Source organism: Loigolactobacillus bifermentans DSM 20003 (assembly GCF_001434575.1).
GTDB classification, from domain to species: domain Bacteria; phylum Bacillota; class Bacilli; order Lactobacillales; family Lactobacillaceae; genus Loigolactobacillus; species Loigolactobacillus bifermentans.
The window spans coordinates 33,915-45,110 of record NZ_AZDA01000091.1; the positions used below are offsets into that span (position 1 = coordinate 33,915).

At 37.0% G+C, this 11,196-nt stretch carries 9 protein-coding genes; 7 read left to right on the forward strand and 2 right to left on the reverse strand.

Translation table 11 applies throughout. The features are described from left to right. The first annotated feature begins 775 nt into the window (after positions 1-775). On the forward strand, positions 776-1,246 hold the full coding sequence (locus FC07_RS10085) for a hypothetical protein (protein WP_057904981.1): 471 nt from the start codon (positions 776-778) through the stop codon (positions 1,244-1,246). A gap of 229 nt (positions 1,247-1,475) precedes the next feature. After that, positions 1,476-2,531 (forward strand): hypothetical protein, encoded by a 1,056-nt coding sequence (locus FC07_RS10090; RefSeq protein WP_057904982.1) that lies wholly within the window; start codon positions 1,476-1,478, stop codon positions 2,529-2,531. Positions 2,532-2,692: 161 nt separating this feature from the next. Here FC07_RS10090 and FC07_RS10095 read toward each other — a convergent pair whose 3' ends face one another. Beyond that, a complete protein-coding gene (locus FC07_RS10095) occupies positions 2,693-3,772 on the reverse strand; it encodes a hypothetical protein (protein ID WP_057904983.1) in 1,080 nt (359 codons plus the stop codon). Positions 3,773-3,998: 226 nt separating this feature from the next. Here FC07_RS10095 and FC07_RS10100 point away from each other — a divergent pair, with 226 nt between their 5' ends. From FC07_RS10100 to FC07_RS10120, 5 genes are all read left to right on the forward strand, one after another. After that, positions 3,999-4,478 carry a hypothetical protein gene (locus FC07_RS10100; protein ID WP_057904984.1) on the forward strand — a complete coding sequence of 160 codons (480 nt, stop codon included), beginning with the start codon at positions 3,999-4,001 and terminating at the stop codon, positions 4,476-4,478. A gap of 251 nt (positions 4,479-4,729) precedes the next feature. Then, the gene (locus tag FC07_RS10105) at positions 4,730-6,169 is read left to right on the forward strand and encodes a hypothetical protein (protein WP_057904985.1); all 1,440 of its coding nucleotides are present in this window, start codon (positions 4,730-4,732) and stop codon (positions 6,167-6,169) included. 73 nt (positions 6,170-6,242) lie between these two features. After that, positions 6,243-6,572 carry a nucleotide pyrophosphohydrolase gene (locus FC07_RS10110; protein WP_057904986.1) on the forward strand — a complete coding sequence of 110 codons (330 nt, stop codon included), beginning with the start codon at positions 6,243-6,245 and terminating at the stop codon, positions 6,570-6,572. Beyond that, the gene (locus tag FC07_RS10115; protein ID WP_057904987.1) at positions 6,569-8,395 is read left to right on the forward strand and encodes a DUF2075 domain-containing protein; all 1,827 of its coding nucleotides are present in this window, start codon (positions 6,569-6,571) and stop codon (positions 8,393-8,395) included. Before FC07_RS10110 ends, FC07_RS10115 begins: the two co-directional genes overlap by 4 nt. 23 nt (positions 8,396-8,418) lie before the next feature. Beyond that, entirely contained in the window at positions 8,419-9,744 is a 1,326-nt protein-coding gene (locus FC07_RS10120) for a hypothetical protein (protein ID WP_057904988.1), read from the forward strand. 153 nt (positions 9,745-9,897) lie between these two features. On the opposite strand, the gene FC07_RS10125 is transcribed toward FC07_RS10120, so the two are convergent. Continuing rightward, on the reverse strand, positions 9,898-11,055 hold the full coding sequence (locus FC07_RS10125; protein ID WP_162255875.1) for an MrcB family domain-containing protein: 1,158 nt from the start codon (positions 11,053-11,055) through the stop codon (positions 9,898-9,900). Positions 11,056-11,196: the final 141 nt, after the last annotated feature.

Genomic DNA, 11,196 nt, shown 5'->3' on the forward strand with positions numbered 1-11,196 from the left:
TAATAGCTGGAGAGCAGACCGTTATTTTTGTGTCGCGTGAAGGGATGAGCTTCAGGCGACGCTTGTCTGACGCTAATTGTGAAAGAAGAACATCCAGACAAACAACTCAAAAGTGAAAGGATGATCGGTAGGCCAGAATTTCAGTTGGATAACCGCAACCTACCGAACATCAATTAAGCAGCAGGACAAGTGCCATTTCATTTTTTCCACGAATAAAATAGGCTGCCTAACTGTTAGGTGATAAGGCCTGGTTCCCGCGCCAAGGCCTTATCATATAAAAGATGCGCAGGAAGGTTCAAGTTCGTTTTCCTGGCATCAATCAAGGTGGAACAGAAATTCAACAACAGGAACTGGGTTTCCACGTCAGTTGTCCCCTGCTATTAATAAGTTACGTAGAAAAATCGTCTTTTGTTTTTTTGAATGAAACTTTTTTGGGAAAACGGGCACGATTTTTCTGGTAACAGCTGACTTAGAAGATTTTCCCGCTGGCGGGGGCAGTTGTGCTCGAACTGCTTTCCTTGCCCGCTTATAAACAATATTCGTCGAAACAAGTTGTTTCTGCTTTTTTTATTTCAACTTTTTTCAAATTAAGGTTGAGCACGGAGTTGGTGTGGCTGCTAAAAAGTAGTTTTATTGCCGCGCCTATTATTAACTTACGCAGGTGGATGGCATTCTGTTTTTTTATTTTAAAATCATTATGATTTATTTCATTTGTAATCTTTGTTATAATTTTTGGCAGTTTGTTTTTTAGGTATTTAGAATTTTGGAGGTTACCATGAATAAATGGATCAAATTCAGTATGGTTGGCGTTGCAATGGTCGGCTTAGCCGGTTTTAGCACACAGCATGTTAAGAGCAACGAAAATGGGACACAAGTGGTAAAAGCGGCCGCTCGGGCCAGCTCAGCGCAGTCCAGTGAAAAGTTAACTTATCATTCAGTTGATTATATAGATTTAGCCAGCGATACTGCTAGTTATCAACAAAAGCGGCTTGCCGTTAGTGGTACAGTCATGCAAGTCATTCATAACGATAATGCCAATGGGTTCGTGTTAGCCATGAATGGTGATCAAACACGGCCAATTATGGTTGAATATACTGCCAGTCACCTGAACGGTACCAACGTGGTTGAAGGTGAAGCCGTAAGTGTTAAAGGCTATGGTGCCGGTGCGGCTATTTATAATATGAAGCATGGCGAGACGCGAATTCCGGTGCTGGCTAGTAATGGAGTTACTGATAATAATCAATAAGTAACATTTATATAAAGCGTCAAGGCGGTTGTAACAGCTAGAGAAATGGTGATTTGGGATTACCATTTCTCTAGGGTTATGGCCGTTTTTTTGTTGTGTTAGCTAAACCGCTTAATTTGTAATTCAGTGAACTAAATCCAAATCAAAGTTGTGTTTATTGCATTGTCGCTATTTGATATACTTTTTAACGGGATGTTAGGGTTAACACTGGAGACTTGGAGGATTTTTTATGAAGAAATGGGTTCAATTGAGTATTGTTGGGGTTGCGATGTTAGGGCTAGCAGGATGCAGACCGAAGCAGGTGAGTTTCGATAAGACGCATCAGTATCAATTAACAGATTCGATAGGGCATGGCTGTTATGATGACCTTTTAGAGGTATTTAAAGGGAAGACGTCTAAGAATGTGACGGTCATTGCTTATTCAAAAGAATCTGATGATATGATCAAAACAAAGTCGGATAAGCATGGCCGTTTTACACTAAAATTACCTGCGGATGAAACGGCATATACGATTACCGCGGAAAATAAGAAGAGTAAATCCGATGTGACCAAAGTCAAAACAAAGTATGGACCGGATGACAGTTATTTAGAACTTGATTTGGATTCAAATAGTAAAAGCGGCAATTTTGTGCTTCATCCAGATGCAAATGGCAAAGGTACCGTTACAGGTGAAGCTAGCCCAAATGTGAAAATTGTTGCACAAATCAATGATGGTGAGTACCATACGCTTGCATCAACCAAATCAGACAAAAAAGGTAGGTTTACGTTACACGTCACTGGACTTACCGATTCTGAAGAGGATGGCTTGTTTGTAGCAACCAATGAAAAGGGCAAAGTTAATAATTTTGATACAGCAGATATCAAGTATGATACTACTGCTAAAGTTGAATCAGAAAAAAAGCCTGAATCAGACAAAAAATCCGAATCAGATACTAAAGAAAATACAGCTACCAGTCAGGCAAAAAATTATGACCCCATTGATTACGAAACGTTAAGTCGTAACCCGAAAGAATATAGTTTTAAAAAACTACAAATCACAGGGACTGTCTTACAAACGATTGAAAATAAAAAATACAATGATGCCGTGATTGAAATGGATGGTAATTCTGATCACGTGGTCGTGGTAAATTATGGTAGTAAATCCACTCAGAATGGCGAGCGTTTACTTGAAGGCGATAATATTACAGTGAACGGTTATGGCATGGAGACAGCTTCTTATGAAACGGTCAGTGGTACAAAAGTAACTGCACCAGATGTTTATGCTTCGAAAATCACTCGGAATTAGGTTGGTTTAATTGTTTAATATGATATTACCAACAATTTTATATCAAGAATTAGGAATATAAAGAATCGCCGTTATCAACATATAATTCTATGCTGGTAACGGCGATTCTTTATCAGTATTTACACGTTAGTGAGATGTATGTGGAGCGTGGTTAGTTTAAATTAATTATTATTTAAGTCCTTCGGATATTCGATATTTTCAATTTTAAATCCGTCCCGATAGTTATCTAGCGGTTTAATATGTTCATTTAAATGCTCAATGATTTTAGCGCGTTCCATATCTTTTTTATGCTCAGCCTTTGCTGCTCGCAATTTCTTAGCATATTCGTCTACGAAATCAAATGTTTTCATAATTGATGTCAACGTGTCATTAAGATCCGTGAGTAATAACGTGCTGAATGAATCGATTTCCAACAAATCATTTCTCATGACAGGATCCTTAAACTTATTAATGACGCCAGCAATAATATTAAAATCGAGATTTTTTAAGGCTTGTACATGTATGATATTTGAGTAGTCGGCTAAGGATAGAACGTCTCTGTATTGTTTTGGATGATAGCGAGTAAAGAAAGCCTCCTCAAAGTCTGTTACCTTGAGTAGTGTGTTTCGTAACAATATCCGTTCGTTTAGGTAGTTAAGGTGAGGATACTGATGTCCTATCATAAGAAATTCAAAAAGTTTAATGTCACTGTTTCGATAGTCATTTGATGTTCTATATACATCAGGGTCTAGGCTATTTAGTTCATCAACTATTCTTTCATAGTGAGATCTTGTATTTAGAACTTTTTCAAATTCTGAGTCGGGGCAAGCATAGATATTAATGTCTTGTGCGGCCTTGTAAAACTCACTACGTACTTGACTACGAAATGGCCAGCGGTTCAATGTAATCCACTCATAATGCCAATAAGCTGGGCAAGGTGATGCTTCATCAGAATCAGCATTTAAAAATTTTCCACCAATGTTATTTATTTGTTTATCGAAAAAAAGCCATGAAAATATTGGAATCATATTTTTTAAAATATCAGCCATATCGTCAACGTTGTTGGCGCGTAAGATTCGTACAATTGATGTGATGGATATATCTATACCATAAAATACTCTGTCCTGTATAGCATCTGCATCTGGTAATGGTGTTCTCACAGGGTCTATTTCCTCAGCTGTAATTTTGTGTTCCTCTAGAGGAGATGTAGAAATTTGAGTCTTATTATTTTCTCCGGTAATAAATCGTTTTATCCAGTTCATAAAATTTCCTTTACAGTAATTATTTTTTTATTCTTAATTATACAGAAATGTGGTGCTAGTTTGATACATTGTTGAAAAGATAATTCGCTTTTATATTCTCTTAAAACATTTAATTCGTAATTCAGTGAACTAAATCCAAACCAAAGTTGTGTTTATTGCATTGTCGTTGTTTGATATACTTTTTAGCGGGATGTTAGGGTTAACACTGGAGACTTGGAGGATTTTTATGAAGAAATGGATTCAATTGAGTATTGTTGGGATTGCGATGTTAGGATTAGTAGGGTGTGGTGCTAAAAAAGCAAGCATCAGTAGTAAGACATCATATGTAATGAAGTCAACAGATACGGACAGCACGGATGAGTCTGACGAAGATTTAGCATCAATGATCAAATATAAATCAGTTGATTATACTGATTTAGTAGATGATACAGATACATATAAGGAGAAACGCATTTCCTTAAATGGCACCGTCGTTCAAACTATTGACGGTGATGATGATACGCAAGGCTTGTTAATGGCAATTGATGATGATGAATCACAACCAATGATGGTTGAATATAATCCAAGTAGCCTGAGTGGTACTCGAATGGTTGAGGACGATACAATTACTGTTAAGGGCTATGGCGCTGGAACATTTACTTATACTACGGAAGATGGCGAAACTGAGATACCCGCACTGGCCTGTAATGAAGTGGTACGAGATTAAATGAATTTATTTGTAGTTGAATGATTTTTTGCGATGCTGAATATGAGGACGAAGATGCCGGTGCAATTCTCATATTCACTATGATGAATGGAAAAAGTACCGTAAGTCGGATGCTTTAAGTCTTGTTGATAGCAAATATCAGCAGGGCTTTTTCTTTAGATGATCACTAGTCATTGTTTCGTGTAGAATAAAATATAGCGTAATGAATATACAAGGACGGTTGTAAAACAAATAAAATGGGGGAAGCGGCAATGGTGTTTCAAGATTGGATTCAGGTCAACTTTAAATATGATAAGTATCAAATGACTTGGGGAAAATTCACAAAACAAGGACGCGCCACGCTAGAAGCAGCGATACCAAAAGGCTATCGAGTCGTGGGACACACTTACTCACAGTCTTCCGCTAGTCAATATTATTGGGTGATATCCGGTGATCGTTGTTTTTCTGTGCGAATTAGCAATCATTATCAAAAAAAGGGACTACCTGCAAAGTTGCAGTGGAGTTTCGTTACCTCTCATTTTGAAAGTTTCTTAACCATGCAATATGCGATTACACAATTTTTAACACAGGCAAGAAAGTACATTCAGCTTGAATTCCAAGATTTCTTGTTATTAGCGTTTATTCAACAGGCACAACGCAAACATACGATTTTTTTCAAAGATGATGCGTTAATTATTTGTGAGCCAGGTAAGCATCATGGTACTAAGATTCATTTATCCCTTAAGTTTTGTCGTAAATTTCGAACATTAATTATAATGGATTTACTAGTGAATGGTGATGATCCACATTATTATCAGTGGGCAGGCGTTAGTCTTACACAAGGTGGTATTGGTGTGCTGGCACAATATCGGTGGGTGATGACAGATTGGCGACCAGACCTGGTACCATTACCAATTTTGGAGATGGACTACAAGCCCCTGAAACACTTGTTAGGCGATTTAACGGCCTTTACAAGAGAGCTACGTATCACGTCATTACAACAATATTCATTGTTTATCCAATTTATTACCAGGCTTGAAAAACCAGTGTATTTTGATGATTATTATTTAGAATATCAGGATCAAAGTTTTGTACACGAACTGCATGATGACAACTTAATAAAATGGATCAACGAAATGTTGGATCTTAAAATACTGGAATGGCACCAGGATTCTACACTGTCAGTAACTGCTTATGGGCGTTATTTTTTAGATGCTGTTCAACATCAATATCAATTGTTGGTCAACTATGCACTGGTTCCTAAATTTCCGATGGAGTTGAATGAACTAGCGACAGCAGAGATGATGGCCGCATTAACGAATACTGTTGCCTTAAGAAAATTAAACAACCGTTATCGTCGCGTTGGTTTGGAAAAATTACATCAACAATTTTATCAGGTGAAAGCAACTAACGCACAAATTTGCGCGAACTATTTTCGACAACAACGTATAATGCGTTATGATGGGACACCGGAGATTTTAGGTGAACTGATTGCTATTTTATATAATCGGTACGACGACAATGATCTGCTGAAAAAAGATACTAAAGGTAATGTGATTTGGAACGGTTATCAAGTTTATGGTCGTGCGATTATGCGGGCACTGGTTCGTACAAAAGCAGGGCAGCAGTTGTTTGAGCCGATCCTTAGGCCAGCTAAGTGGCGTAAGGATCGAAGAAAGGTGTTAAGTGTCCGTTTGAAAAATAATGGGTAATATGATGATAGATGATCTTCAGCTGTTTTGTGTAAAATAAATATTAAAAATACAAAGACTGTGGGGCAATCGAATGTCAACAGAAACGGAAAAAGTAATCGCCGATTTGATTGCGTTTCGTGATCAGCGGCAGTGGCAAGATTTTCATACGCTAACGAACCTTTCGCGGGCGCTGGGGCTTGAAGCGTCCGAAGTTGAGAAAATCTTTCTATGGAAAGAAAATGATCAGGCGTTGACGCAACAGGATAAAACCGAACTGAAATTTGAGTTAGCGGATGTTTTAACTTATGCGTATTACATGTGCGAAAAGCTAAAGGTTGATCCTAATGAAATTGTTGAAGCGAAGCTGGCACAAAACAAAAAACGTCATTGGCAATTTGAACAGAAACGAGGCACAAAATGACGCAAACACAAGACGTTGCTGCACCAATCGTGAAGCAAATTGATTATCATTCCGCTGTGGCCGATCAGTTGCAACAAGGCCCAGAATCAGAGCAACAGTTCCTCCTCACTTATCCGACAGTTTATGTCATTGAAGATGAGGCAGCGGTTTATGTAGGTGAAACTAACAACATCCAAAATCGTACTGCCCAGCATTTAAATGAGGATCCTAAAAAGCGAGAAGACTGGCAGGCGTTTAAGAATCATCAAAATGTAAACATGATTGTCATCGGACATGAACATTTTAATAAGTCGCTGACATTGGATGTTGAAAACCAATTAATGCTGTACTTATCTGGTAATGAATATTTAGGACATTTACTGCTAAATAATCGCCGAGAAAATCCCCAAGGTGCTTATTACCCAGTTGAAGAAAAAGACGCTATTTTTGGCAAGGTTTGGGATAAATTACATCAAATCAACGCCACTATTTTTCCGCTTGAGCAAATTATTAAAAATACCGCACTCTATAAGGCATCACCGTTTCATCGTTTAACTGATGAACAATTAACTGCACGGGATCAAATTTTCACACGGGTAATGACGGCTTTACAAAAACAAACACAAGGCCAGTTAATTTTGATTCAGGGGGAAGCTGGGTCTGGTAAAACAGTGTTACTTAGTACATTATTTGTTGAGCTGTTAGGGCAACTCACCAAACAAGGTCAGTTTCGGGATGATGACGCGACCCGACCACTTTTGTCGGCTTATTTACTGATTAATCATGACCAGCAACTTAAGGTTTATCAGCAGATTATGACTACGTTAAGGCTTTTTAAAGTGAAAGATCTGCCGAAAAAACAAGCAGAACGAGTGACCAAACCCACGCATTTTATTTACAGTCATGATCCTAAAGAACCGGTTGATGTGGTGCTAGTAGATGAGTCTCATTTATTATGGACCCAAGGCAAGCAGTCTTATAAAGGCGATAATCAGTTGTTTGATCTATTAAAACGTGCTCGGGTGGTGATTGCGGTTTTTGACCAGCATCAGGTGCTCCGTTCTAATGGATACTGGGAACCGAAAACCTTGCAAAAAATTCAGGCGTTGGCGCAACAAGACGATAATTTAATTACACTGAAAAATCAGTTGCGTATTAAAGCCGGACCGGCAACCGTTAAGTGGCTGAAACAATTGACGCATGAGCAACTTGTAACGCCAATGCCTGCCCAAGATCAGGACGATTTTGACCTAAAAGTGTTTGCGTCACCTCAGGCAATGTACGAAGCGATTAAACGTAAAGCTACTCATCAAGAAGCTGGTTTGTCTCGGGTACTGGCTACTTTTGACTGGGCCTATAATCAAAAGGCGCCAGCAGACCGCCCTTATTGGACGGTGAAAACGGCAGACTTTGAGCAACCTTGGAATTTGCAGTTAAAATATGACGGCGCTGACCATAAACAAATTAATCAGTTGGCTTGGGCAGAACAGCCACAAACTATTGATGAAGTCGGCTCAACGTATACCATCCAAGGTTTTGATTTGAATTATACTGGGGTTATTATCGGACCATCTGTGGAATACCGTAATGGCAAAATTCAGTTTAATCCTGACAAAAGCAGTAACCGGCAGGCCATTATGAAGCGTACTTTTGCAGATAAAAGTAAAAATGATGTGTCCGCCGAGTTGTTACAAAACGAATTAAACGTTCTACTTACTCGTGGTGTGCACGGTTTGTATTTGTATGCTGTTGATCCGGAGTTGCAACGGGCGTTGTTACAGGCTCAAGTTGCGGGACAGGTGGAGTTAAAGGTTGCTGAGGATGATGGAGAATATCGGGAATAAATGTAAAAAGTGAGGGTGCAGGGATGGTGAAGAAGAAGTTTACTGATTATGATATGCGAGATGATTTTTCATTTCCTGTTTATGTTGGGTATGAGTTAATTGAAATTAATGGAATTAAAGGGATTGATCCGGACAATAGATACGCTGGGCTGTTGGTTCGTATGAATGGGGAAACCTATTTAGAATTATCTGATAATCCAACTAAAAAAGATTATGATTCTTCGGAAAGTATATATAACGGTAGTGATATGATAGATACTCAAGAAGATAGCCATGATTGGTATGCCAGTACTTGGGATGGTTCTTTACAATTTGTATTTCATAAATATTTTAAAATGGATTCAAGTTTTCATCTGGCTAATGATCATTTTGGTGGTGATATTTCTAAATGGATTGTTAGTGATTATTCGATTGTAAAGCAACATGTACTTTTGTTAGGTGTAGAACAAGCAAAACTAACACTTGATCATATTTATTCTTGGTTTGGTATTTTTAGACCTGAGAAAGAATGGAAGGACATGGAGTCTTTAAAATTTTCTGATTTAACATTTGAAAATGTTAAATTTTCACTAACAGTAGGTGCAGAAGGAAAAGAAAGGCATCCGATGCACTTTCTTGAAAAAACTGCATACATGTTTGTTCGCCTAAATTTTGATGAAATACAAACTAGAGAATTTACTTATAGATTAGCTGTGGCTGTCAGAGATTTATTCCAAATATTAACTGGTAAGGCCGTCGGTATTAGTCGGATTGTTCTTAATAGTGATCAATCCTATAATCGAATTAAAGAGAACTTGTCACCGAGGAATGAGGAAGAAAATTGGCTTTTGAATCAGTCTTTTTTACCAGATTATGTCGAGGAAAAGATTTCAGGATTTGCTATCCCATATCAACAAATTAGTGATAGATTTCAAGAGATCTTGATGCAGTATTTTCATGATGACAAATTACAGAAACTTGTTGAGTCTTATTTGATTGTTGATCAATTTCGCGTTCCAGTAGACACACAAATTATAACGTTAGTATCTGCAATTGAATCCTATTATCGCGATGCGAGATACAGTGAAGGTGGGAAGAAAATAAAGTGTGCGTTTAAAAAATTAGAGCGATTAACAGCACTGCTCGATGATCCAAACAAAATAATAAAAGGAAGCACGCATGGTAATATCACTACTACATCTGATCTTTTGAAAGAGATGATAGATGCTAGAGATTATGTTATTCATGGTGATAAGGCAGATAAATACACATCAGAAGCTGAACTTGTTCCTGATTTAATTTCATTTAAACGTTTAATACGGCAAGCAATAGTAAATATTGTTTCGTTACAAGTTAAAAGTAATAATTGATATGTTTAGTTTAAGATTATAAATAAAATCAAGAAATTATTTATAATTAGCACGAAGAATTATAAATCTTGGCTTGATTTTATTTCAAATTAGTAAATAAGACACAACAGCGTTTATATTTCAAGGCTGCTGTGTCTTATTTATGATAGAAATTTATCGTGGCAAGGCTATATAGCTTACTGGTTCTAACTGACAAAATGTTTCGATATCGTTTGTAATTGTAAAATAATCGATATTTTCTGAAGTAAGTAATTTACTGAAGTTATAAAGTCGATATAAGAAATAGTGGGCAGCATGACCTTTTGCGAAAGCTAATTCATTACGGCTGATGAAAAACGGCGTATTTTCGTTACTAGTGGTTGTTTTAACTTCTATGTATTTTTTGTTGCCATCTTTATCAAAAGACAAAATGTCGTAACCGAGTCCGTCTCCTTCAACATGTGACACGTGCTTAACACGGTTTTGTAAATCAGGATATTTTTTCAATGCCTTTTTTTCGTTTGCTAGTACTAATTTCTCACCCAAGTAACCAATCTTAGCATTGGCCTTATTCTTTTGTGAAAAATCAATGTTCTGGGCTTGGAACTTTGGTGTGTATGCCACTTTTGTGAGTTTTGTATTTGGAATGCGTTTTGATAAAGTTTGTAATTCTTGTTGTGATAGGTCGTAATAACCATTATCTTCATACAAAATAAAATCGACACTTTGTGAAAAATTTGTATTATCAAGTAATTGGCTTTTTAATTCGGAGAAGCAGATAATCATGTCTTTTAGATCACTGATTAAGATATCGTTTGAAGGTAATTCGTCCTTAGTATATTCGATACTTAAGATATTACCAACTTCATAACCTTTTGGTAAGTCTGTGCCAAACTTTATATGATTGGTTAGATTCAAGTTTTCGAAATGCATTCGTTCTGTTTGAGTCGTTAAATGATGCTGAAAAGATGAAGCAGTTTTTTTTATTTGATGTAGCGCTTCTGTTCTATAAGTTTCTTTATAAAAGGTATAACCCTGATTTAGTGAAAGATAGACTCGTTCCATATCTGCTGAAAATAAATAGACGATATAGAATCCTCTTAAAGCACTAGTTGAAATTATAGAATCAAAAATGCCGATCCACGGAATAACAGCCCATCTACCCTTTCCACCGGATCCTTTCGTTACAAGAGAACCATTAAGTAAATCAGAACTTACAATGTCAGTTAAGCCCTTTTTTAGTAACGATGCTATGTTGTTTCCCTTAAAAGGATTATTTTTTTCAGTATTGTAATTGTTCATTATGTTTTCTAGAAGTTCATGTAAATTCAAATAGTTCACGCCTCTCCGCATATATCATGTAGTTATTATATATGGAATGGTCTATTTGTAAAAGTTGAATCACATTAAATAATAAGTGGGCCTAGAATAAAAAGTGTACAAGTTAAATAGAGACTCTGATTTAGTATAATT